We start from the raw sequence: 25,266 nt of genomic DNA, 5'->3' as shown, positions 1-25,266 counted from the left end.
AAACATTGACTACAATGTGGATTGGTGAGAGAACTGGATACGAAAGGAAGAATTATATGGAGATAAAAGAAATCTCTGTTCCGCAACAAGGTATTGTAGCGGACTATATGAACGGTAAAAAAGAGATACAGTCATGTTTTGATTATATGTTAACAGAAGATGCTTTTAAACAACGTTTACATGATTTGCGTGAAAGGGAGTTTTTCCGCCAAGATTTAGTAGCGCATTTATTAGAATATAATACAAAATTACAAGCGGGAGAATCTACACTTCAAAATGTAAAAGCGCTTGGAGATGAAAATACATATGTTGTTATAGCTGGACAACAAGCGGGGTTATTAACTGGACCGCTTTATACAATTCATAAAGTTATTTCAATTTTACAGCTTGCAAAGGAAAAGGAAGAAAGTTTAGGAGTTAAAGTTGTCCCTGTCTTCTGGATTGCGGGTGAAGACCATGATATGGATGAGATTAATCATACTTTTGTAGCGAAAAATAAAAAGATGAAAAAAACTATTTTTTATGACCGTAATCCGAAAAAGGCAAGTGCTTCTGAGTCTGAACTTTCTGTTGAAGATTGTAGAAATTGGATTGAAGAGATTTTTAAAACATACCCAGAAACAAATTTTACAAAAGATGTATTAAAATTTGTTGATGATGCTTTGAAAAAATCGAATACGTATGTAGATTTCTTTGCTCATCTTATTACGAAAATCTTTGCTAATTCTGGTTTAATCCTTGTTGATTCACATCATCCTGAATTAAGAAAGTTAGAAATTCCATTTTTCAAGCGAATTATAAGTAAGTATAAAGAGGTACAAAAGGGCCTTCGTAATCAGCAGGAAGTAATTAAAGAACTAGGATACAAACCGATAATTGAAACGAAGTCTCATGCAGTGCATATATTCATGGAAATAGATAATGAACGAGTATTGCTTGAAGAGCATCAAGGGAAGTTTGTTGGAAAGGATGGGGCGCATTCCTTTTCATACGAAGAGTTGATTGAAGAGATGGAGAGAAATCCGGCACGTTTTAGTAATAATGTTGTAACACGTCCTCTTATGCAAGAGTATGTATTTCCTACGCTCGCATTTATTGGAGGTCCAGGGGAATTAGCTTATTGGAGTGAATTACAACAAGTATTCCATACTGTCGGTTTTCAAATGCCACCTGTCGTTCCTCGTCTTACAATTACTTATGTGGAGAGAGATATAGCGACAGATTTATTCGATCTGCAATTGAGAGAAATTGATCCGTTTTTAAATGATGTCGATAAACTGCGTGAAAACTGGTTGTCTAATCAAATAGAGGAACCGATTGATGATCATTTTGAAAAGGCGAAAAAAGAAATTGCCGATATTCATACATCTTTACAGCAATTTGTAAAGAAAATAGAGCCAGGGTTAGGTGCGTTTGCAGGGAAAAACGAATTGAAAATTAATGAACAAATTGAACTGTTGGAAAGAATGTTGAAAAGAAATGTTGAGAAAAAGTATGAGGTTCAGCTAAATAAATTCCGCCGTATACAATTCGCACTTCGTCCATTAGGTGCACCGCAAGAACGTGTGTGGAATGTATGTTATTATTTAAATCAGTTTGGTTTGGATTTCGTTGATCGTGTAATGGAAAACCCTTTTTCTTGGGACGGAAAACATCATGTTATAAAACTATAAAATCTTGCTCTTTGGAGCAGGATTTTATTTTTATTCCGTTGAATTTACTGTGAAGTGATTTTTTTCTGAATTATCAATCAAAAAATGTTAGATATGGCAATTGTGTTGGATACTTAAATATATGACAAAATAGCACAAAATGTAAACGTATTATTCGCTTTTTCGACAGTTTTTTATTTAAATTCCCGCAAAAGATGATAAAATTTAGTATATAATAAAAGAAAATAGCGATTTGTATAGTATGTTGCCTTTGTTGGTAAGTTAAATGAGTCGTTCTTTCGTATTATTTCATTCTCTAAGCGTGAAATATGTGTTTAGAGGAAGGGATACATTCAACATAATTAATTGGAAAAAGAGTAGGTGCAACAATGTTTAAACACGTAACAGTGCTTTTAAAGGAAACAGTAGACGGCTTAGATATAAAGCCAGATGGTACATATGTAGATTGTACACTGGGGGGAGGAGGACATAGTTCTTATTTATTATCCCAATTAACTGAAGGTGGAAAATTAATAGCGTTTGATCAAGATGAGATAGCGATTCAAAACGCGAAAGAAAAGTTCTCTTCATACGGTGAACAGTTTATAACAGTAAAGAGTAACTTCCGTTATTTAGCTGAAAAACTGCAGGAAATAGGTATAACAGAAGTAGATGGCATTTTATTTGATTTAGGTGTTTCATCCCCACAATTAGATACACCAGAACGAGGCTTTAGTTATCATCATGATGCACCGCTAGATATGCGGATGGATCAAGATGCCCCATTAACAGCGTATGATGTTGTAAATAGCTGGTCATATGAACAACTTGTAAGGATTTTCTTCCAATACGGTGAAGAGAAATTTTCAAAACAAATTGCAAGAAAAATTGAAGCTTATCGTGAGAATAAAGCTATTGAAACGACAGGAGAATTAGTAGAGCTAATTAAAGAAGGTATTCCGGCTCCAGCTCGTAGAACGGGTGGGCATCCTGCTAAGCGAGTGTTTCAGGCAATTCGTATAGCTGTAAATGATGAATTAAAAGTATTTGAAGAAGCATTGGAATCTGCTATTGAGATGGTTAAGCCAGGTGGAAGGGTTAGTGTTATAACATTCCATTCATTAGAAGATCGTATTTGTAAAACAACGTTTAAGCGAAATAGTACAACGCCACAATTGCCGCCAGGATTACCGATTATTCCTGATGAATTTAAGCCGAAATTAAAGCTTATTACAAGAAAACCGATTTTACCTTCTGATATAGAGCTAGAAGAAAATAATCGTGCGCGTTCTGCGAAGTTGAGAATCGCTGAAAAACGATAAAAGGGAGAGAGAGGTATGACTAATTTAGCTGTAAAGTACAAACAACAAGCGCAAGAAGAGGTGCAAATTCAAACGCCCCCACAGCAGATGGCTAAGCCGAAGGTTAAAGCAAAAATTACAAGAATCGAAAAACTGTTGTATGTAGCGTTTATTGGCTTTTTATTGTATGCCTGTGTCGCGTTTATTGGAAATAAAGCAGGCCTTTATCAAGTTAATGTAGAAGCAGCGACGATAGAAGAAAAAATTGTACAGCAGCAAAAAGAAAATCAAGAATTACAAGCTGAAGTAGAGAAGTTAAGTCGCTATGAACGAATCGCTGAAGTTGCAAAAAAACACGGGCTAGAAATTAATGCGAATAATGTGAAAGGCCTCAAATAAGGCAATAGGTGTGAAGGAACGATGAAGAAGAATATGACTAAATTTCATACCAATAAGGGAGCAGGTTATTTTATGATATTTTTCCTCCTGCTCTTTTTGCTGTTATTAGCCCGATTTTTTTACATACAATCAACAGGAACAGTTCATAATCAGGATTTAGATGCACTTGCTAAACAAAAGCATAGTAAAAAAGGAGTTCTTGAAGCGAACCGAGGAACCATTTATGATCAAAACGGTCATGTGTTAGCGCAAGATGCAAACTCTTACAAAATGGTAGCTGCACTAAAAGGTGCTAACTCAGTTGAGAATAAAGAAGATACTGCAAAGAAAATTGCAGGAGTACTTGGAAAAGGCGAAGAGGATATTTTAGCTTCTTTAAATAAGGAAGGTAGAAGTCAAGTCGAATTTGGAACGTTAGGCAAGGATTTGACGAAAGAAAAGAAGGAACAAATAGAAGCGTTGAAGTTGCCGGGAATATCTTTTATTACAGAAAATGCAAGGGTGTATCCAAACGGTGATTTTGCATCTTACGTTATAGGTCATGCAAAACCAAATGAGAATGGAACCTCGGTAGGTCAATTTGGCATAGAGAAAAGCTTGGATAAATACTTAAGTGCTTCGAACGGAGAAGTAGCGTATACAGGTGATCGTAAAGGTGTGTCCCTTGATGGTGGAAAAGTTAATGTAAAGGCACCTAAAAATGGAGATAACGCGTATTTAACAATTGATCAACGTGTCCAAAGTTATTTAGAAGACGCGATGAAAGCAGCAAGTAAGCAATATGAGCCAGAAAGTTTAATAGGGATTGTTGCAGATCCGAAAACTGGGAAAATATTAGCGATGTCTACTAAACCTAGTTATGACCCTAATGATCGTCAAATTAAATATTTCTTCAATGATGCAATTGCCAATGCATTTGAACCTGGATCAACAATGAAAATTTTCACGTTAGCGGCAGCCATTAATGAAGGTGTGTACAAAGGGCAAGATTATTATCAGTCCGGGACATATCAAGTCGGAAATAGGAAAATAAAAGATCATAACGGTGGTGCTGGTTGGGGCTCTATCACGTTTGATGAAGGGGTAGAGCGTTCTTCAAACGTAGCGTTTGCAATTTTAGGAGATCAAAAACTTGGTCCAGAACGTTTCCGAAAATATATTCATAGTTTTGGATTAGATGAAAAAACGAACATTGATTTATCAGGTGAAGGATCGAATACAATTTTATTTGATCAGCAAATACAACAAGTGACAACAGCTTTTGGACAAGGTTCCACTGTAACACCAATTCAGCTTGTACAAGCTGCAACGGCCATTGCAAATGATGGGAAAATGATGAAACCTTATGCAATTGATAAAATTGTAGATCCGATAACAGACAAAGTAAAATTAGAACATAAGCCAGAAGAAGTAGGAAAACCTGTTACAAAGGAAACAGCAGCGCAAGTAAGACAATTATTAGAACGTGTTGTTACATCTCCGAAAGGTACAGGGACAGCTTATAAAATTGATGGATATTCAGTTGGTGGTAAAACAGGTACAGCGCAAATTCCGGATGGAAAAGGCGGCTATATGACAGGGAGACAGAATTATATATTCTCATTCTTAGGTATGGCACCAATGGACGATCCACAACTTGTTGTGTATGTAGCTGTTAAACAGCCGAAATTAAAAGATGATGAGAACGGTGCACAACCGTTAGCTGATATTTTTAAATATGTAACAAAAAATAGTTTAGAGTATTTAAAGATTAAGCCAAATGAAGTGAAAGATCCGAAAAAACATCTGAAAGAACAACAAACTACTGTTCCGGATGTAAATGGTAAAACGATGGCTGAAGCGGGGAAAGCGATTGATAAAGCAAAACTTCGTCCAATCGTACTAGGTGAAGGGAAAGTACAGCAACAAGTACCAAAAGCGACTGAACAAACATTAAAAGGCGACCGAGTCTTCTTGGTAGGAGATAAGCCTACAATGCCAAATATACAAGGATGGGCACTGCGTGATGTTATGAATTTAGCGAAGACATTACAGCTTAACTTGAAACCTTCTGGTACAGGATACGTAACAGAACAAAGTGTGGCGGAAGGAACATTATTACAACCTGGTACAGAATTAGGTGTCACACTCGTACCGCCACTCGAACCACAGCAAGAAGCAGAAAAGCCGTAATGGTAAAAGAGAATAAGTTCTAATTAAATAAGTACAAGCATATATTGGAACAAGCTAGGCGTAAGGGAGGCTTGTTCCGATATGCGTGTATCAAATGTAACAGTTAGAAAACGACTTATTTTTATACTTATATCAGGTATACTTATTTTCACGATTATCGATATTCGTCTTGGATATGTGCAATTTTTTCTTGGGAATATGTTAACGGATCGTGCGAAAGATTCATGGAGTCGTAATATTACTTTTGAACCCGAACGTGGGAAAATTTTAGACCGAAATGGTGTGGAACTTGCCACGAATAAAAGTGCTCCAACTGTCTTTGTTGTACCGAGGCAAATTGAAAAACCAGCAGAGACTGCAGAGAAGTTAGCTGCAGTATTAGGTGTGGAAAAAGATGAGATTTATAAAAGGATTACAAAAAAAGAATCGATTGTAAGGTTAGATAAAGGCGGAAGGAAAATATCACATGACAAAGCGAAAGAAGTACGAGGATTAAGTCTGAAGGGCGTGTATATCGCAGAGGATTCTATCCGGTACTATCCATTTGGAAACTTTTTATCACATGTATTAGGTTTTGCAGGTAGCGATAACCAAGGTCTTATGGGACTAGAAAAATATTATGATAAAGAGCTAAATGGGGACAAAGGTCATGTGCGTTTTTTTGCAGATGCGAAAGGACAAAGGATGCCTAATGTTGGTGATGATTTCAAAAAGCCAGAAGCCGGTTTAAATTTAGGATTAACAATCGATGCGCGTATTACAAGGATTATGGAAAGAGAAATGAATATCGCGGAGTCAACTTATAATCCTGACGGTATGATTGCGATTGCGATGAACCCTAAAAATGGTGAAGTTTTAGGGATGTCTAGTCGACCGAGTTTTGACCCAGCGGATTTTCAAAGTGTCTCTCCAGAAGTGTATAACAGAAATCTACCTGTATGGAGTACGTATGAGCCTGGTTCAACATTTAAGATCATTACATTAGCTGCAGCATTGAATGAAAATTTAGTAGACTTAGAGAAGGATACGTTTTATGATGATGGAGCAGCTGAAGTAGGTGGAGCTAGATTGAAATGCTGGAAAGCAGGAGGTCATGGCAGTCAAACGTTTTTAGAAGTCGTTCAAAACTCATGTAACCCGGGATTTATTGAACTTGGTGATCGCCTTGGTAAAGACCGATTATTTAAATACATTCGTAATTTTGGTTTTGGGCAGAAGACTGGAATTGACTTGCAAGGTGAAGGCAGTGGGATTTTATTTAATTTAGATAAAGTTGGTCCAGTAGAGCAAGCAACAACTTCATTCGGCCAAGGGGTTTCTGTTACACCGATTCAACAAGTAGCAGCTGTAGCGGCGGCTGTAAATGGTGGAACATTGTATCAGCCGTATATAGCTAAGGAGTTTATTGATCCGAAAAATAATCAAGTTGTTAGTAAAAAGACACCTGTTGAGAAAAGAAAAGTTATTTCCAAGGAAACTTCAGAAAAAGTTCGTTATGCATTAGAGAATGTTGTAGCGAAAGGTTCTGGTAAAGGTGCTTATATTGATGGATATCGTGTAGGTGGAAAAACGGGTACTGCTCAAAAGGTGAAAGATGGTAAATATTTAGAGAATAATTATATAGTATCTTTTATCGGATTTGCTCCAGCGGATGATCCAGAGATTGTTGTGTATGTTGCTGTTGATAATCCAAAAGGGGTTACACAGTTTGGTGGAGTGGTAGCAGCTCCAATTGTCGGGAATATTCTTCGAGATGCGCTTCCTGTTATGGGAGTGAAACCGAGAAAAGAACAAGTTGAGAAAGAATATAAATGGGGCGATACACCAACTGTGGAAGTTCCGAATTTAATTGGAATGAAAAAGAAAGACTTACAAACACAACTCGTCGATTTGAAGCTTGATATAAGTGGAGATGGAGAGAAAGTAATTAAACAATCACCAGAAGCGGGAGCTAAAGTAAAAGAAGGCTCAAAAATTAGAATTTACTTCGGGAATTAAAGGTAACATAGTACGTTTTATGGTACAATTGGTGGAAGTGAGTTCTTTATAGAACAGTTACTTAATTTGAGACAGTAAGTGTCTCATTCATAAATAGGTCAGTAGCACTTACCTCCTTATATAGGAGGTAATGTGTTGCTTACTAAAAAAGATAAATAAACAATGTAGAGAGGGTTTAGTGAAATGAAGTTGCATACACTTGTATCATGTTTGCATGATTTTCCAGTTGTTCCAAAAGAAAATCCAGAAATCACATCTATAGAAGCTGATTCACGTAAAGTGAAAGAGGGAAGCTTATTTGTATGTATGAAAGGATATACGGTTGATAGCCATGATTTTGCTAAGCAAGCAGCGGCACAAGGAGCGGCTGCTATTGTTGCGGAAAGACCAATTGATGTTGACGTTCCAGTTGTACTTGTGAAAAATACTTTTCGTTCGTTAGCGGTTTTAGCTGATTATTTTTATGGTCAACCGACACACAAGTTACATTTAATCGGAATTACAGGTACAAATGGAAAGACAACAACATCGCATATTATGGATGAGATTATGCGAGCACATGGTCATAAAACAGGGCTAATTGGAACGATTAATATGAAAATCGGTGATGAAACATTTGAGGTGAAAAATACAACACCAGATGCACTAACACTTCAACAGACGTTTTCAAAAATGGTTGAACAAGGTGTGGACAGCACGGTAATGGAAGTTTCGTCACATGCGTTAGATCTTGGTCGTGTACACGGATGTGATTACGATGTAGCGGTATTTACGAATTTAACACAAGATCATTTAGACTATCATCAAACGATGGAAGAATATAAACATGCAAAAGGGTTACTATTTGCACAGCTTGGCAATAGTTATAATCATAATGGCGAAAAGTACGCTGTGCTGAATAGCGATGATAATGTAACAGAAGAGTATATGAGAAGTACTGCAGCAACAGTTGTAACATATGGTATTGATACAACAAGTGACATTATGGCAAAAAATATCGTTATGACGAGTGGCGGGACTACATTTACGCTTGTCACACCATATGAAAGTGTAAATGTTACGATGAAATTAATAGGTAAATTTAATGTATATAACGTACTTGCAGCAACAGCAGCAGGACTTGTTTCGGGTGTGAAATTAGAAACAATCATTGCTGTTATAAAAGAACTAGCTGGGGTTCCAGGGCGTTTTGAAGTTGTTGATGGAGGACAAAATTATACAGTTATTGTTGATTACGCACATACGCCGGATAGTTTAGAAAATGTATTAAAAACTGCAAAACAATTTGCAAAAGGTGATGTGTATTGTATCGTTGGTTGTGGCGGCGATAGGGACCGAACGAAGAGACCGATAATGGCAAGTGTTGCAACAAAATATGCAACTCATGCAATTTACACATCAGATAATCCAAGAAGTGAAGATCCAGCGGCTATTTTAGATGATATGGTACATGGTGCAAGTGGGAAAAATTATGAAGTGATTATTGATAGAAAAGAAGCGATACACCATGCAATCACTAAAGCGAAAGCAGATGATATCATTATTATTGCTGGTAAGGGTCATGAAACGTATCAAATTATTGGTAAAGAAGTTCATCATTTTGATGATCGTGAAGTTGCTAAAGAAGCAATTAAAGGGCGTTTAAGCAACGAAGAGTAACAACGTGAGAGGAGGACTACATGTGCTTGAGCAAGGTTTATTAGTAACGGCTGGGGTAGCATTCTTAATTTCTGTTGCCCTTTCGCCATTGTTTATTCCATTTTTAAGAAAATTAAAGTTCGGACAGAGTATTCGTGATGAAGGACCAAAGTCACATCAAAAAAAATCAGGGACACCAACAATGGGTGGTATCGTCATATACGTATCTATGATGGTAACTTCACTTATTATGGCGATTAAGTTTAATTATTTAGGTGCAGAGGTTTCGTTATTACTATTAGTGACGTTTGGTTACGGATTGATTGGATTTTTAGATGACTACATAAAGGTAGTTAAGAAGAGAAATCTTGGTTTAACATCAAAACAAAAATTAGTAGGTCAGCTTGTTATTGCTATTGCATTCTTTTTAATTGGAAAAGGGCAAGCGTTCCACACATACATCATGATTCCGGGAACGGATGTTAAGTTTGAATTAGGTTGGGCGTATTTTGTACTCGTACTATTTATGCTTATTGGTGGATCAAATGCAGTTAACTTAACTGACGGTTTAGATGGTTTATTATCAGGAACAGCTGCTATTGCATTTGGAGCATTTAGTATTATTGCTGTGGCACAAGAGCAATTTGGAGTAGCGATATTTTGTATGGCAGTTGTAGGAGCTGTACTTGGATTTTTAGTATTCAATGCGAATCCAGCAAAAGTGTTTATGGGAGATACAGGTTCATTAGCTTTAGGTGGAGCCATTGCAGCTGTAGCGATTTTATTAAAACAAGAATTGCTACTTGTAATTATTGGCGGAGTATTCGTAATGGAAACTTTATCGGTTATCATTCAGGTCATTTCATTTAAAACAACAGGAAAACGTGTCTTTAAAATGAGTCCATTACACCATCATTATGAATTATGTGGTTGGTCAGAGTGGCGTGTTGTTGTGACGTTTTGGTCTGCAGGATTTTTATTAGCTGTGTTAGGAATTTATATCGGGGTGTGGATGTAATTGAAAACTGTAACTGAATTTCAAAATAAGAATATTCTTGTATTAGGCATTGCAAAAAGTGGTTATGCAGCAGCTACATTGTTACAAAAGTTAGGGGCAAATGTTATTGTAAATGACGGAAAGCCTTTAGCAGAGAATGTACTTGCTGCAGAATTACAAGCAAAAGGAATGGACGTTGTATGCGGTGGTCATCCTTTAGAATTATTAGAGAGAAATATTTCTCTTGTAGTAAAAAATCCAGGAATCCCGTATTCTAATCCAATATTAGTTGCTGCGAAAGAAAAGCAAATTCCAATTGTTACGGAAGTTGAATTAGCATATCGTATTTCAGAAGCACCATTTGTTGGGATTACGGGGTCTAACGGTAAAACGACGACGACAATGCTGACATTTGAAATGCTAAAAGAAGGACAAAAGCATCCTGTAATTGCAGGGAACATTGGAACTGTAGCGTGTGAAGTAGCACAGGGTGCAAAAGAAAATGAAGTTGTAGTTACAGAACTTTCATCGTTTCAATTGATGGGAGTAGAATTGTTCCAACCTAAAATTGCTGCGTTTTTAAATTTATTTGAGGCCCACTTAGATTATCATGGGACGAAGAAAGAATATGGTTTAGCGAAAGCAAATATTTTTAAAAACCAAACAGAAAATGATTATAGTGTAATAAATGCGGATGATGCAGATGTGATGGCTTTGTCTGCGTATTCTAAAGGTCAAAAAATCCTGTTTTCGACAACGAAAGAAATTGAAGATGGCGCGTGTATAAAAGATAACGCTCTTTATTTCAAAGGTGAAAAAGTTGTTGAAGTAAGCGATATCGTTTTACCTGGTCAACATAATTTAGAAAATATTTTAGCTGCGATGAGTATTGCGAAATTATTAGGTACTTCTAATGAAGCAATTACGGTCGTGTTAAAACGTTTTACGGGTGTAAAACATCGTTTAGAATATGTAACAACGATTAACAACCGTAAGTTTTATAATGATTCAAAAGCAACGAATATGTTAGCGACTGAGAAAGCACTATCTGCGTTTACACAACCGATTGTGTTACTAGCAGGTGGGCTTGATCGCGGAAATGAATTCGATGATTTAATTCCGTATTTCAAAAATGTAAAAGCGATTGTAACATTTGGACAAACAGCTCCTAAACTAGTAAGAGCGGCAGAAAAAGCGGGATTAGATATAATTGAAAGTGTCGATACTTTGGATGAAGCAGTGGTGAAGGCTTATGCTCATTCTAAAGATGGCGATGTTGTTCTTCTTTCTCCAGCGTGTGCAAGCTGGGATCAATTTAAAACATTTGAAGAAAGAGGAGACATTTTTATACAAGCTGTGCATAAACTTATATAAAGTAAATCAAAACATCAGTAGGCTAACACCTACTGATGTTTTGTTACATAGGGCAAAAGGTTCTGCCTAAAGAGGTGGTGTTTGTGGGTAATGAAGAAAACGCCTGATTTTATTCTCATCATCGTAACACTTTCATTGTTGACAATCGGAATGATTATGGTTTATAGTGCGAGTGCAGTTTGGGCCTCTTATAAAATGGGGGACTCATTCTTTTTTGCAAAAAGACAATTACTGTTTGCGGGTCTTGGTGTAGTAGCTATGTTTTTTATTATGAAAATTGATTATTGGGTGTGGCGTACGTATTCAAAAGTGATTTTGCTAGTTTGCTTCATTCTTCTTATTCTCGTTCTTATTCCTGGAGTAGGTCTTGTTCGAGGAGGAGCACGAAGTTGGATTGGAATCGGAGCATTTTCGATTCAACCGTCAGAATTTATGAAGTTTGCGATGATTATTTTCTTGGCAAAGTTTTTAGCAGAACGGCAAAAATTGATTACATCTTTTAAACGTGGTTTATTACCGGCTCTTAGTTTTGTTTTTCTTGCTTTTGGGATGATTATGTTACAGCCAGACCTTGGGACAGGAACGGTAATGGTTGGGACATGTATCATTATGATATTCATTTCGGGAGCGAGAGTCTTTCACTTTGCAATGTTTGGTTTGATTGGTGTAGCAGGATTTGTAGGGTTAATTGCATCAGCACCGTATCGAATGAAACGCATTACATCATATTTAGATCCGTGGTCAGATCCGCTCGGGAGTGGATTTCAAATTATCCAATCATTACTTGCAATTGGACCTGGTGGATTATTTGGGCTTGGACTTGGACAAAGTAGACAAAAATTTCTTTATTTACCTGAACCGCAAACTGACTTTATATTTGCAATCTTATCCGAGGAATTAGGTTTTATTGGTGGTTCATTTGTGTTATTATTATTTAGTCTATTATTATGGCGCGGGATTCGTATCGCATTAGGAGCGCCAGATTTATATGGTACGTTTTTAGCAGTAGGTATTGTGGCGATGATTGCGATTCAAGTAATGATTAATGTTGGTGTTGTAACAGGACTGATGCCTGTTACGGGTATTACCTTGCCGTTTTTAAGTTATGGTGGATCAAGTTTGACATTAATGTTAATGGCAGTAGGTGTATTATTAAATATAAGTCGCCATTCTCGCTACTAAACCCTGTTTATAAGACAGGGTTTTTCGTATGTGTGTAAAAATGCAATATGTATATAGAAATAAGTATAATGGAAATAAGAAAAGAGAAGCGGAGGAGTTAGTAGTGCGTGTATTAGTGAGTGGTGGGGGTACTGGTGGTCATATTTATCCAGCTCTTGCTTTAATTAGAGAAATAAAAAAGTTAAATCCAGAAGCGAGATTTTTATATATTGGTACGGAAAATGGACTAGAGAGTACAATCGTTCCAAAAGCAGGTATACCATTTCAATCTATTGTTATAAGTGGATTTAAACGAAAAATATCATTAGATAATGTGAAAACAGTAATGCGTTTTCTAAAAGGTGTACAGGATAGTAAACGATACATTCGTCGTTTTAATCCGGATATCGTAATTGGAACGGGTGGATATGTATGTGGACCAGTTGTATACGCTGCAGCCAAACTAGGTATTCCAACTATTGTACATGAACAAAATAGTGTACCAGGTGTAACGAACAAGTTTTTAAGCCGTTATGTTGATAAAGTTGCTGTTTGTTTTGAAGCAGCTATAGAGCATTTTCCAGAGTCAAAAGTGGTAATGACAGGCAATCCACGAGCATCAGAGGTAATGGATCAAAATGGAATGAAGGGGAAACGTTCAGTTGGGCTTTCTCTTCCTAAAAAGTCTGTACTTATATTTGGTGGAAGTCGTGGGGCTAGACCGATTAACGATGCCTTCGTTGAAGCAATTGAACAGTTTGGGAACAAAAGCTACGAAATACTATATGTAACGGGTGAAGTACATTATGATAAAGTGATGGAAGCCGTGAAGCAAAAAGGAAACCCAAGCAATGTTATTATTAAGCCGTTCATTCATAATATGCCAGAGGTACTAACTGGTGTAGACCTTGTTGTTTCAAGGGCTGGGGCAACAACACTTGCAGAATTAACAGCGTTAGGAAAACCAAGTGTGTTAATACCGAGTCCGTATGTAACAAATAATCATCAGGAAAAGAATGCACGTTCAGTTGTTGATAAAGGAGCGGCAAAAATGTTACTTGAAAAAGATTTAACAGCTGAAACGCTTATTCGTGATATTGATGAGATTTTATTGAATGCACAAACATTACAAAATATGAAGCTAGCGGCTAAGCAACTAGGTATTCCAGATGCAGCAAATAAGCTGTATGAAGTAATGAATAAGCTTGTAAAAAAATAAAGTGAGGCTTTAATCAGTGGGGAGTGATTCTCTCTCTTTGATTATTATCTTTCACTAATAGGATGTTTACTGACATCCTGATTCCGCCTAATTTCTTTGTTATCGCCGAATTTTGATTTAGGAGCTGTACTGCCCGTAAATAGAGGGATAACGTTAGGTGAACGCCCTGCATATTATTGTCATAAGGAGACTTAATAAGGGGGAGATTGCCTATGGAACAATTAGTAAATGAGCTTATAGAAGCAGACGTTGGTCGTGTTTTAGTTAACGAGCCGTTAGCACGTTATACAACTATGAAAATAGGTGGACCAGCGGATATTTTAATTGTGCCAAAGCATGTAGCCGGTATTGAAAAAACATTACAGTTAGTAAAGCAATACAAAACGAAGTGGACTGTAATTGGTCGCGGTTCAAACCTTCTTGTATCTGATCAAGGCATAGAAGGTGTTGTTATTCGTTTAGGAGAAGGATTAGATCACTTAGAGGTCGAAAAACATAAGGTAAGAGTTGGTAGTGGATATCCTCTTATTAAATTGTCAACTTTACTTAGTCGTCAAGGGTTAGCTGGATTGGAGTTTGCGAGCGGTATTCCAGGAAGTGTCGGTGGTGCAGTATACATGAATGCAGGTGCACATAAATCGGATATATCGAGTGTATTATCGAAGGCTCTCATTCTGTTTGAAGACGGTACAATTGACTGGTTAACGAATAAAGAACTGGAGTTTTCTTATCGGGCATCTGTATTGCAAACGAAACGTCCTGGTATTGTTTTAGAGGCGGTGTTTCAATTACAGGCGGGAAAACGTGAAGAAATTGTACGTAGTATGCAAAATAATAAAGATTACCGCCGTGAAACGCAACCATGGAATCACCCGTGTGCAGGAAGTGTATTTCGGAATCCAATCCCACATTTTGCAGGAGATTTAGTAGAAAAAGCAGGGCTTCGTGGTTATAGGATTGGTGGAGCTCAAATTTCTGAAATGCATGGCAATTTTATTGTTAATACCGGGGGAGCTTCAGCGCAAGATGTATTGTCTTTAATTGAATTAATAAAACATACAATTAAGGATAAATTTGATGTAGATATGCACACAGAAGTAGAAATCATTGGAAGATAACGGTTATTCGTTCCGCTCATTATCATTTATGTTATAATAAGAAGATAAGAACGGCATGAGGAACATGCCGTTCTTTATGTTACATAGGGGGATCGTACATGAATAATAGTAAAGTGATTAAACTACAAGATCGTGTACCAAAATTGAAAAATCAAAAGAAAAAAAACAAAAAAAATGTTAATCATCGATTGATTTTATACATATCAATTTTATTTTTATTAGTGCTCTTTTTAATTTATTTTCGGTCTCCGCTTAGTAATATAAAAAAGATTAGTGTGTTTGGAAATCACTATATGACGGATGAGCAAGTAATGAAGGATTCAGGCGTGACATATGATACAAGTTATTTCCGAGTGACAGCACATAAAGCTGAAGAAAACTTAACGAAGCGAAAAGAAATTAAAGCAGTAAATGTAAAAAAACGTTTTCCAAATAAGATTGATATTCATATCGAAGAATATTTAACGATTGGTTATATAAATAAAGAGGGAAAATTACAACCGTTATTAGAAAATGGAAAAACGCTTGATGTACTACCTAATGGAAAACTTCCTGTTGCAGCACCAATTTTTGAACCTTTTAAAGAAGAGAAAATGAAGGAGTTAATCGCTGAACTAGAAAAATTAACACCAGCTATTTTAAAATCTATTTCGGAGATTCGCTATTCACCAACGAATGCGAATGAAGATCATCTTACTTTATATATGAATGAAGGTTATGAAGTGAGCACTACGATTCAAAATTTCGCAAAACGTATGGAAGCCTATCCACTTATTTTAAAAACAATTGAGCCAGGTAAGAAGGTATTAATTGACTTAGAAGTAGGTGCATATACGAAAGAATTAGGTGCGGAAGAAAAAAAAGAATAGAATGGTAGTTTTCGTTGCTTATAGCAGAAAAAACGAAACGAATGTTCTATTATATGTATACGAATTTAGAAGAATGGTTCATTTGATGAAAAATATGTAAAAATTCTTAGATTCATACTAGTATTGGTACAAGTTTCACTTTTCTATGAGTACATCTTAGTGTAGACTTATACTTGGCGGTAAACTTTACACTCGAAATAGAATTATTTCAAGATAAGCAGTTATTCATAGTTTACTGCGATATTCTTAATTGAATGCTAAATAAAAATAAGAAAAATATAGGGTTAAAAAAGGGAAACGTATAAAGACGTTGAATATTTTTCTTATAAATAGTAAAGTTGCGATTGTTGTTCCATATATTGAGTTGTATGGTATAAATAAAGAAGGAGGTGCCAAAGAATGAACAGCAATGAAATATATGTTAGTCTTGACATCGGTACATCCAATGTTAAAGTCATCATTGGTGAAATGGTTAATGACAGCTTAAACATTATTGGTGTTGGAAATGTAAAATCAAATGGTTTAAAGAAGGGATCGATAGTTGATATAGACGAGACTGTTCGATCAATTAAAAAAGCAATTGAACAAGCTGAGCGCATGGTGGGAATCCACATTGAGCAAGTTGTAGTAGGTGTCAATGCAAACCAGGTACAGCTACTTCCTTGTCACGGAGTAGTCGCTGTTTCAAATGAAGATCGTGAAATCGGGAATGAAGATGTCTTACGCGTTCTAGATGCAGCACAAGTTGTGTCAATTGCTCCAGAACGTGAGTTTATTGATGTGGTACCTCGACAGTTCATCGTAGACGGTCTTGACGAGATTAACGATCCACGCGGGATGATCGGTGTAAGATTAGAAATGGAAGGTACACTTATTACAGGCTCGAGAACTTTACTACATAACCTACTTCGTTGTGTAGAAAAAGCAGGTCTTGAAATTGTTGATATTTGTCTTCAACCTTTAGCGGCTGCAACAGTTGCTATATCTTCAGATGAAAAAAATAGAGGAGTAGCCCTTGTTGATATGGGGGGAGGATCTACAACTTTATCTATTTTTAAAGATGGAGAGTTACAAGCGACGAGCGTATTACCATTAGGTGGAGACCATATAACGAAAGATATTGCGATTGGGTTGAAAACTTCAACAGAAAATGCAGATCAAATTAAGTTGAAATATGGACATGCTTTTTATGATACAGCATCTGAAGAAGAGATGTTTACGGTTCCTATTATGGGAAGTGATCAAACAGAACAATATTCTCAGTTGGAATTATCGGATATAATAGAGGCTCGTGTAGAGGAAATTTTAATGTTTGTTCAAGATGAAGTGCGTAAGTTAGGAGTAAAGCAAGTGGCTTCTGGTTATGTACTAACTGGCGGAATTGCTTCTATGCCAGGTGTTCTTGATCTTGCATATGATATTTTACATGAAAATGTTCGTGTAGCAACTCCTGATTATATTGGTGTGCGTGAGCCTCAATATACAAGTGGAGTTGGATTAATTAAACATTCTTATCAAAAAGCTAAATTACGTGGGAAAAATGTGCAGGAAAAGCAAGAGCATTTTGAACCAGTACCAGCACCAGCACCAACGCCGGTACAACAGCAACCCGCGAAACAAAAAACTCGTAATCAAAACAATAATAATCAAAATGATGACCGCATGATGTCAAAAGTAAAACGTGTATTCCGTTATTTATGGGATTAAAATTGGACACGAAAAATGAGGTTCTAGGGGGATTTCGACATGTTAGAGTTTGATACTACTCAAGATCAATTAGCGAATATAAAAGTTATCGGTGTCGGCGGTGGCGGAAACAATGCTGTAAACCGTATGATTGAACACGGTGTACAAGGTGTAGACTTTATCGCTGTGAACACTGATGCACAAGCATTAAATCTATCAAAAGCTGAAACAAAAATGCAAATTGGTGGAAAATTAACGCGTGGACTTGGTGCAGGCGCAAACCCTGAAGTAGGGAAAAAAGCTGCAGAAGAAAGTAAAGAACAGATCCAAGAAGCACTTCGTGGTGCGGATATGGTCTTCGTAACTGCCGGTATGGGCGGTGGAACTGGAACTGGTGCAGCTCCAGTTGTTGCTCAAGTTGCAAAAGAATTAGGTGCTTTAACAGTTGGTGTTGTAACACGTCCATTTACTTTTGAAGGACGTAAGCGTGCGACGCAAGCAGCATCTGGTATTGCAGCATTTAAAGAAAATGTAGATACTCTTATTGTAATTCCAAACGATCGCTTATTAGAGATTGTTGATAAAAATACGCCAATGTTAGAAGCATTCCGTGAAGCTGATAACGTATTACGTCAAGGTGTTCAAGGTATTTCGGATTTAATTGCAACGCCAGGTTTAATTAACTTAGACTTTGCAGACGTAAAGACAATTATGTCTAATAGAGGTTCTGCTTTAATGGGTATTGGTTCTGGTAACGGGGAAAATCGTGCTGCAGAAGCTGCGAAAAAAGCGATTTCTAGTCCATTACTAGAAACATCTATTGATGGAGCTCAAGGTGTTATCATGAACATTACGGGTGGCGCTAACTTAAGCTTATATGAAGTACAAGAAGCGGCAGATATTGTAGCTTCAGCTTCAGATCCAGAAGTAAATATGATCTTCGGTTCTGTTATTAACGAAGGATTAAAAGATGATATCGTTGTAACTGTAATTGCAACTGGTTTTGATGATAGCATTGCAACTCAACCACCAAAACCAATTATTCGTCCGAATGCGAACCACACGCAACAACAGCAACAACCAGTAGCTCAACCTTCAAAACAACGTGAAGTAAAACGTGAAATGAAGCGTGAAGAGCCAGTTGTACATGAGCGTCATTCAGATTCAGATGATATCGATATTCCAGCATTTTTACGTAACCGTCGTAGACGATAAAAAAAGGAGCTTTCATGCTCCTTTTTTGTTTTTTAAATGGAAAAGACCTGCTAAGCAGGTCTTTTTTTTATTTGGTATATTTTGTTGGTGAAAATAAGAGTATATCATTCTATGAATTTGTACTTTTATTTTTTACCGACAGATTATGTCTAGAAATCACAAAATAACAAAAAAACACCTCCGCAAATTGACACACTTTCCTATTGGATATGCATTATACTAGTCTCAACTTGAAAAAAGAGGTGAATTGTTTGGTTGTTTACGCCGACGTTGTTTGGTTGTTAAACGCCTGCATTGATTTTCTTTTGCTTTTATTAACAGCTACCGTGTTAAAAAAGAAAATCAAAAAATGGAGGCTTGTGTTAGGGGCATTTATAGGTTCAACTATTGTTATTTTTGCCTTTACTCCTTTTGCTTCTATGATGACACATCCAATTATGAAACTACTGTACTCATTACTTATTGTGTATACAGCATTTGGGTTTACAACATTTAGAAATTATGCACAAACTGTTTTTACTTTTTACTTTGTAACCTTTATGGTTGGCGGAGGATTAATTGGAACTCATTTCTTTTTGCAAACGAATGAAATGGTAAATGGATTGGTTCAATCTCAGTCAATTTCTTACGGTGATCCAATTAGTTGGTTATTTGTTATTTTTGGTTTTCCAGTAATTTATTATTTTTCTAAAAAGCGTATTGAAAGCGTAGAGGTCACGAAAATACACTATGATCAAATTGTGAAAGTAAAAATTCAATTAGCAGAAGAAGAACTAGAACTGGCAGGTCTTATTGACAGTGGGAACCAACTTTATGACCCATTAACAAAAACACCCGTTATGATTATGCATGTTTCATCATTAGAACATTGCTTACCATCTTGGTTAACAGAACAAATTTATTCCAAAACAGAAATTCCTCAAATACCAGAAAATGATTCTGGTTGGGCGACAAAATTACGCTTAATTCCTTTCCGTGCAGTAGGAGTAGAGAGTCAATTTTTGTGGGCAATTAAGCCTGACAGTGTGCAAGTTGACCATGAAGGTAGTTCTATTGTTGTAAACAAAGTATTAATTGGATTAAATACACAACAGCTGTCTACTAATGGGGAGTATCAATGTATTGTGCATCCAAAAATATTAATTTCGCAAAAAATGGTAATCGCTTAATAATGAGAGGCGGGATAATATGATGAAATTAAAATTTTATTTAGTATACCTTTGGTATAAAGTATTGCTGAAATTAGGAATTAAGACCGATGAAATTTATTATATTGGTGGAAGTGAAGCGTTGCCACCACCGTTAACAAAAGAAGAAGAGGAAGTTCTTTTGAATAAATTGCCAAAAGGAGATCAGGCAGCAAGGTCATTACTTATTGAACGTAACTTAAGGCTCGTTGTATATATAGCAAGAAAGTTTGAAAATACAGGGATAAATATTGAAGATTTGATTAGTATCGGAACAATCGGCCTTATTAAAGCGGTAAATACATTTAATCCAGAAAAGAAAATAAAATTAGCAACATATGCATCGCGTTGTATAGAAAATGAAATTTTAATGCATTTACGTCGAAATAACAAAAATCGTTCGGAAGTTTCTTTTGATGAACCACTAAACATTGATTGGGATGGGAATGAACTGTTATTGTCTGACGTGTTAGGTACAGATGATGATATTATTACAAAAGATTTAGAAGCTACTGTAGATCGTCACCTTTTAATGAAAGCATTACACCAATTAAATGATCGTGAAAAACAAATTATGGAACTTCGGTTTGGGCTTGCTGGAGGAGAGGAAAAGACGCAAAAAGATGTGGCTGATATGCTTGGGATTTCACAGTCATACATTTCGCGTTTAGAAAAAAGAATTATAAAAAGATTACGAAAAGAATTTAATAAAATGGTGTAAAGAATAAGACCAGCCGTTATGTAGGCTGGTCTTATTCTATTTAGTTGTATTAGGAAAGATAATTTAAATAACAAATCGTGAAAAAACCACATGCATAAAATCCCCTTCAAAGGAAATACTTTACACTGTACAGCAACTCCCGATAGGAGGGAACACTTTGACGAGAAACAAAGTAGAAATTTGCGGTGTTGATACAGCTAAACTTCCAGTATTAAAAAATGAAGAGATGCGTAAATTATTTCGTGAAATGCAAAGTGGAGAGATAAGCGCAAGAGAAAAATTAGTGAATGGAAACTTACGTCTTGTACTGAGCGTCATCCAAAGATTTAATAACAGAGGAGAATATGTTGACGATTTATTTCAAGTTGGTTGCATCGGACTTATGAAATCAATTGATAATTTTGATTTAGGCCAAAATGTAAAATTTTCAACGTATGCTGTGCCGATGATTATTGGGGAAATACGCAGATATTTGCGTGATAATAATCCGATTCGCGTATCGCGCTCATTGCGAGATATTGCGTATAAAGCTTTGCAAGTAAGAGAAAAGTTGATTGCAGAAAATTCAAAAGAACCAACAGCAATGGATATTGCAAAAGTGCTAGAAGTAACTCATGAAGAGATAGTATTTGCTTTAGATGCAATTCAAGATCCAGTCTCATTATTTGAACCGATTTATAATGATGGGGGAGATCCTATCTTTGTTATGGATCAGTTAAGTGATGAAAAACAAAAGGACGAGCAGTGGGTTGAAGAATTAGCATTGAAAGAAGGAATGAAGCGTTTAAATGATAGAGAGAAAATGATTATTAGAAAACGTTTCTTCCAAGGAAAGACACAGATGGAAGTTGCAGAAGAAATTGGGATTTCCCAAGCGCAAGTATCACGTTTAGAGAAGTCAGCCATTAAACAAATGAATAAAACGATTCAAGGATAAGGTCTCACCAATTATGGTGAGACCTTTTTATATGTAATATGGTTTGTGCTCATAGTAGGGGATTAGTGTTCATATAATTTCGTATAGGTGGCTTCCTGTAAATATGAGAAACAGTTTCCAATTTGTCATATAAGGGAGAGGATGAAAATGGTGATACGAATTTCAGAGTTACAGATGAAGGATGTTATAAATATTTCAGATGGAAAAAGGATTGGGAATATTGGAGATATTGAAATTGATATGAACACAGGGAAAATTTGTTCTGTTATTATTTCCAAACAGACACGTATGCTAGGTATTTTTGGAAAAGATGTTGAGATTGTAATTCCTTGGAAGGAAATTGTGAAAATTGGGGAAGATGTCATACTTGTAAGAGTAAATCCTGTTAATTCTGTAACAGAATCAATACAAACACCGACAATTTCATAAAGAATATTACAAATTCCTCTTTTTTTTCTGTTAGGATTATGAAAAAATAAAAGTATGGTAAAATAGACAGGAAGTACCATGCTTTTTTCTGTTATTTTAATTAAAAGGAGCCGCTTTATTATGAGAGAACCATTTAAATATGTGGACGGTATACTGTATTTACAAGCGTGGAAAGAACTTGGAAACATTACTGCTGGATTTACGACAAAAGATGGTGGGATAAGTACGGGCTCCTTTCATGCGATGAATTTAGGATTACATGTGAATGATATCGTGGAGAACGTTCATGAAAACAGACGCATTTTAGCAAATAAGTTACAAAAACCATTAGAAAACTGGATTTGCTCTGAACAAGTTCATGCTCATCATGTTGAAAAAGTAGGGCAACAGGAAAAGGGAAGTGGTGTCTATTCATATGAGGACGGCATTTCAAAAACAGATGGCATTTATACGAGCAATGAAGATGTTCTGTTAACGTCTTGTTACGCGGATTGTGTTCCGCTCTATTTTTATGCACCATCACATGGTATGATAGGACTTGCGCATGCTGGATGGAAAGGTACTGTACAAGAGATTGCAAAGGAAATGATTCAAAAGTGGAATGCAGAAGGTATTTCAAGTGATGAAATTCATGTTGCAATTGGGCCGTCGATCGGATCTTGTTGTTATGTTGTGGATGATCGTGTATTAACAGCAGCACAGGAAGTAGTTAGGGGTGCTGTTCCTCATCAAAAAATTTCTGACGGGCAGTACGCAATTAATTTAAAAGAAATTAATCGTATATTATGTGTACAAGCAGGCATAAAAGAAGAGCATATTGTAATGTCATCTCTTTGTACAAGCTGTGAAGAGCAACTATTTTTCTCTCATCGTCGTGATCAAGGTAAGACAGGAAGAATGTTGAGTTTCATAGGTTTTAAGGAGGAAGAAAGCAAGTGACAGTACAAGAAAATTTAGTAATTGTAAACGAAGCTATTAAAGAATCTTGCGCTCGAGCTGGACGTTCGTTGCAAGATATTAAACTTGTTGCAGTTACAAAAACTGTAGGGATTGAAAAAACAAACGAAGTAATTGAAGCTGGAGTTATCGATTTAGGTGAAAATAGAAATGAAGGTTTCTTACAGAAATACGAGCATTTCGGTTCAAAAGTTAATTGGCACTTTATTGGCTCATTACAAACGAGAAAAGTAAAAGAAATCATTAATGAAATTGATTATTTACATTCGTTAGATCGTCTTTCACTGGCGAAAGAAATTCAGAAACGTGCTGATAAGAAAGTGAAATGCTTTATTCAAGTGAAAACCTCATCTGAAGAATCGAAGCAAGGATTGGCAATAGAAGAGGTTGTTTCTTTTATTCAAAGTTTGCAAGAATTCGATAAAATTGAAGTGGTTGGACTAATGACGATGGCTCCATTTACAGAAGAAGAGGAAGAAATCAGACGCTGTTTTAAGGAATTACGTATGCTGCAAACAGAGGTGCAGGAGCTAGAGTTATTACATGCGCCATGTAAAGAATTATCAATGGGAATGTCCAACGATTACAAGATTGCAATTGAAGAAGGGGCTACATATATTCGTTTGGGAACGATTTTAGTAGGAAAAGCGTAAAAGGAAGGAGAATCTTATTATGAGTTGGTCAAAAGTAAAATACTTCTTTTTTGATACACCGGAAGAAAAAGAAGCAGCTCAATATGGTTATGAAAAGGAGCAAACAGACATGAAAAAGCAGCAAGATCCACCAGAACAACAAGACGTTACGTTTCCGAAAGCGCAACCGAAGCAAAATGTTGTGAGTATTGAAACAGCAAAACAATCTTCAAAAGTTGTTTTATTAGAACCACGCACATATTCGGAAGCACAAGGGATTGCGGACCACTTAAAAGGTAGACGAGCTGTTGTAATTAATTTGCAGAGAATGTCTACTGATCAAGCGGTACGTATCGTTGACTTTTTAAGTGGTACTGTATACGCTATAGGCGGGGACATTCAAAAAATAGGGCCGAAAACATTTATGTGTACACCTGAAAATGTAGATATTGTTGGTGCGATTTCAGAGTTATTCGGTGAAGAAGAAGAAACAAATATAAAGAGGTGGTAATACGCCATGACAACAGTTTTTATAGTGTTAAGTTATGCTATCGAGATTTACTCGTGGGCACTTATTATTTACATTCTCCTATCATGGTTTCCTGGTGCGAAGGAATCATCTTTTGGAGAGTTCCTGGCACGTATTTGTGAACCGTATTTAGAACCGTTCCGCCGCTTTATTCCGCCGCTTGGAATGATTGATATTTCTCCAATCGTTGCGATCTTTGCGTTGAAACTTGCTAAAACTGGTTTGTTCAGTTTATTAAGCTATTTCTTATAGTAAGAAGGTAAATACATGAGCATCTACGAACATTTTAGGCCTGATGAGGAGGTCTTTGTGGATAAAGTGCTAGAGTGGAAGCGAGCGGCGGAGTACCATCAAGTGAAGTTAACGGATTTTCTCGATCCTAGGCAACAACAAATTGTTTCTATGGTAATAGGACAAGGTGATGTTGCTGTGCAATTTGGTGGTGCAACGCCTAATGCAGAGCGTAAAAGAGCACTTATTTATCCAGACTATCTAGAATTAAATGAAGAAGAATTTCAAGTAGAAGTATTAGAAATTGACTATCCTTCCAAGTTTTATACGCTAGAACATAGGCAAATATTAGGTACATTTATGTCTCTTGGTTTAACAAGAGAAAAATGTGGTGATATTTTGCTGCAAGAAAATCGTGCCCAAATTGTAGTTGCGAAAGAAATTGTATCGTATATTGAGATGAACTTACAATCAATAGGGAAAGTAAAAGTCTCTTTAGCGTCAGTGCATGGAGAACAAATTCTACAGATACATGAAACGTGGGGAGAGAAATCTGGAACGGTTTCTTCACTTCGTTTAGATGTTATGTTAGCTGAAATGTTACATTTATCTAGACAGAAAGTACAACCTTTCATAAAAAATGGTTTAGTAAAAGTCAATTGGAAAACAGTGGAGCAAACTTCTTATGAATGTTATCCAGGAGATGTTTTTTCTGTTAGAGGATATGGCCGAAGTAAATTATTTTCTGTAGAAGGTAGAACAAAACGCGACAAATGGAGAATTTTGTATGGTATACTAAAATGATTGGTTTTTTAGAAGGAAATCCTCCTATTTTGTCGAAGAA

23 protein-coding genes are annotated in these 25,266 nt (G+C 36.3%); all 23 read left to right on the top strand.

Features of this window, described 5'->3' with window-relative positions; all coding sequences use genetic code 11:
* Nucleotides 1-56 precede the first annotated feature (56 nt).
* Nucleotides 57-1,673: a bacillithiol biosynthesis cysteine-adding enzyme BshC gene (gene bshC / locus MHB52_RS20370; RefSeq protein WP_000403029.1), complete on the top strand. Its 1,617-nt coding sequence runs from the start codon at nucleotides 57-59 to the stop codon at nucleotides 1,671-1,673.
* A gap of 368 nt (nucleotides 1,674-2,041) precedes the next feature.
* Complete coding sequence (gene rsmH / locus MHB52_RS20365; protein WP_000472508.1) at nucleotides 2,042-2,974, top strand: 16S rRNA (cytosine(1402)-N(4))-methyltransferase RsmH; 933 nt, start codon at nucleotides 2,042-2,044, stop codon at nucleotides 2,972-2,974.
* Between the two features lie 15 nt (nucleotides 2,975-2,989).
* Entirely contained in the window at nucleotides 2,990-3,352 is a 363-nt protein-coding gene (gene ftsL, locus MHB52_RS20360) for a cell division protein FtsL (protein WP_000182804.1), read from the top strand.
* 21 nt (nucleotides 3,353-3,373) lie between these two features.
* Complete coding sequence (locus MHB52_RS20355) at nucleotides 3,374-5,524, top strand: penicillin-binding protein (protein WP_000739958.1); 2,151 nt, start codon at nucleotides 3,374-3,376, stop codon at nucleotides 5,522-5,524.
* Between the two features lie 81 nt (nucleotides 5,525-5,605).
* Nucleotides 5,606-7,522 carry a stage V sporulation protein D gene (locus tag MHB52_RS20350; RefSeq protein ID WP_001266237.1) on the top strand — a complete coding sequence of 639 codons (1,917 nt, stop codon included), beginning with the start codon at nucleotides 5,606-5,608 and terminating at the stop codon, nucleotides 7,520-7,522.
* 183 nt (nucleotides 7,523-7,705) lie between these two features.
* Complete coding sequence (gene murE, locus MHB52_RS20345) at nucleotides 7,706-9,181, top strand: UDP-N-acetylmuramoyl-L-alanyl-D-glutamate--2,6-diaminopimelate ligase (RefSeq protein WP_000766319.1); 1,476 nt, start codon at nucleotides 7,706-7,708, stop codon at nucleotides 9,179-9,181.
* Between the two features lie 22 nt (nucleotides 9,182-9,203).
* On the top strand, nucleotides 9,204-10,178 hold the full coding sequence (gene mraY / locus MHB52_RS20340) for a phospho-N-acetylmuramoyl-pentapeptide-transferase (protein ID WP_000893060.1): 975 nt from the start codon (nucleotides 9,204-9,206) through the stop codon (nucleotides 10,176-10,178).
* A complete protein-coding gene (gene murD, locus MHB52_RS20335; protein WP_000860128.1) occupies nucleotides 10,179-11,531 on the top strand; it encodes a UDP-N-acetylmuramoyl-L-alanine--D-glutamate ligase in 1,353 nt (450 codons plus the stop codon). It abuts the gene before it with no gap.
* 90 nt (nucleotides 11,532-11,621) lie between these two features.
* The gene (spoVE, locus tag MHB52_RS20330; protein WP_000753520.1) at nucleotides 11,622-12,713 is read left to right on the top strand and encodes a stage V sporulation protein E; all 1,092 of its coding nucleotides are present in this window, start codon (nucleotides 11,622-11,624) and stop codon (nucleotides 12,711-12,713) included.
* A 103-nt stretch (nucleotides 12,714-12,816) separates the two neighbouring features.
* Nucleotides 12,817-13,911, top strand: a complete 1,095-nt coding sequence (murG, locus tag MHB52_RS20325; RefSeq protein WP_021728036.1) for an undecaprenyldiphospho-muramoylpentapeptide beta-N-acetylglucosaminyltransferase — start codon at nucleotides 12,817-12,819, stop codon at nucleotides 13,909-13,911.
* Nucleotides 13,912-14,123: 212 nt separating this feature from the next.
* Nucleotides 14,124-15,029 carry a UDP-N-acetylmuramate dehydrogenase gene (gene murB, locus MHB52_RS20320; RefSeq protein ID WP_000437024.1) on the top strand — a complete coding sequence of 302 codons (906 nt, stop codon included), beginning with the start codon at nucleotides 14,124-14,126 and terminating at the stop codon, nucleotides 15,027-15,029.
* Nucleotides 15,030-15,127: 98 nt separating this feature from the next.
* Nucleotides 15,128-15,898, top strand: a complete 771-nt coding sequence (divIB, locus tag MHB52_RS20315) for a cell division protein DivIB (RefSeq protein ID WP_001065789.1) — start codon at nucleotides 15,128-15,130, stop codon at nucleotides 15,896-15,898.
* 399 nt (nucleotides 15,899-16,297) lie between these two features.
* Nucleotides 16,298-17,605 (top strand): cell division protein FtsA, encoded by a 1,308-nt coding sequence (gene ftsA, locus MHB52_RS20310; protein WP_001087557.1) that lies wholly within the window; start codon nucleotides 16,298-16,300, stop codon nucleotides 17,603-17,605.
* A 39-nt stretch (nucleotides 17,606-17,644) separates the two neighbouring features.
* Nucleotides 17,645-18,799, top strand: coding sequence for a cell division protein FtsZ (ftsZ, locus tag MHB52_RS20305; RefSeq protein ID WP_000888984.1), 1,155 nt, complete (start codon nucleotides 17,645-17,647; stop codon nucleotides 18,797-18,799).
* A 251-nt stretch (nucleotides 18,800-19,050) separates the two neighbouring features.
* Nucleotides 19,051-19,968: a sigma-E processing peptidase SpoIIGA gene (gene spoIIGA, locus MHB52_RS20300; protein ID WP_061663492.1), complete on the top strand. Its 918-nt coding sequence runs from the start codon at nucleotides 19,051-19,053 to the stop codon at nucleotides 19,966-19,968.
* 19 nt (nucleotides 19,969-19,987) lie between these two features.
* Nucleotides 19,988-20,707: an RNA polymerase sporulation sigma factor SigE gene (gene sigE, locus MHB52_RS20295; protein ID WP_000976948.1), complete on the top strand. Its 720-nt coding sequence runs from the start codon at nucleotides 19,988-19,990 to the stop codon at nucleotides 20,705-20,707.
* Nucleotides 20,708-20,864: 157 nt separating this feature from the next.
* Entirely contained in the window at nucleotides 20,865-21,644 is a 780-nt protein-coding gene (gene sigG, locus MHB52_RS20290; RefSeq protein WP_000197755.1) for an RNA polymerase sporulation sigma factor SigG, read from the top strand.
* 147 nt (nucleotides 21,645-21,791) lie between these two features.
* Nucleotides 21,792-22,073, top strand: coding sequence for a YlmC/YmxH family sporulation protein (locus MHB52_RS20285; RefSeq protein ID WP_000236745.1), 282 nt, complete (start codon nucleotides 21,792-21,794; stop codon nucleotides 22,071-22,073).
* A gap of 120 nt (nucleotides 22,074-22,193) precedes the next feature.
* Nucleotides 22,194-23,012 (top strand): peptidoglycan editing factor PgeF, encoded by an 819-nt coding sequence (pgeF, locus tag MHB52_RS20280; RefSeq protein ID WP_001209006.1) that lies wholly within the window; start codon nucleotides 22,194-22,196, stop codon nucleotides 23,010-23,012.
* The gene (locus MHB52_RS20275) at nucleotides 23,009-23,683 is read left to right on the top strand and encodes a YggS family pyridoxal phosphate-dependent enzyme (protein ID WP_000218007.1); all 675 of its coding nucleotides are present in this window, start codon (nucleotides 23,009-23,011) and stop codon (nucleotides 23,681-23,683) included. Before pgeF ends, MHB52_RS20275 begins: the two co-directional genes overlap by 4 nt.
* A 19-nt stretch (nucleotides 23,684-23,702) precedes the next feature.
* Nucleotides 23,703-24,173 carry a cell division protein SepF gene (locus MHB52_RS20270; protein WP_000119129.1) on the top strand — a complete coding sequence of 157 codons (471 nt, stop codon included), beginning with the start codon at nucleotides 23,703-23,705 and terminating at the stop codon, nucleotides 24,171-24,173.
* A 6-nt stretch (nucleotides 24,174-24,179) separates the two neighbouring features.
* The gene (locus tag MHB52_RS20265) at nucleotides 24,180-24,443 is read left to right on the top strand and encodes a YggT family protein (RefSeq protein ID WP_000214233.1); all 264 of its coding nucleotides are present in this window, start codon (nucleotides 24,180-24,182) and stop codon (nucleotides 24,441-24,443) included.
* A gap of 15 nt (nucleotides 24,444-24,458) precedes the next feature.
* Nucleotides 24,459-25,226 carry a YlmH family RNA-binding protein gene (locus tag MHB52_RS20260; protein WP_016118557.1) on the top strand — a complete coding sequence of 256 codons (768 nt, stop codon included), beginning with the start codon at nucleotides 24,459-24,461 and terminating at the stop codon, nucleotides 25,224-25,226.
* Nucleotides 25,227-25,266 lie beyond the last annotated feature (40 nt).

Origin of the sequence: Bacillus sp. FSL K6-0073, assembly GCF_038006085.1 — a bacterium.
Lineage (GTDB): Bacteria > Bacillota > Bacilli > Bacillales > Bacillaceae_G > Bacillus_A > Bacillus_A cereus.
The sequence above is the reverse complement of the archived record's forward strand: the minus strand, read 5'-3'. Positions and strand labels throughout refer to the sequence as shown.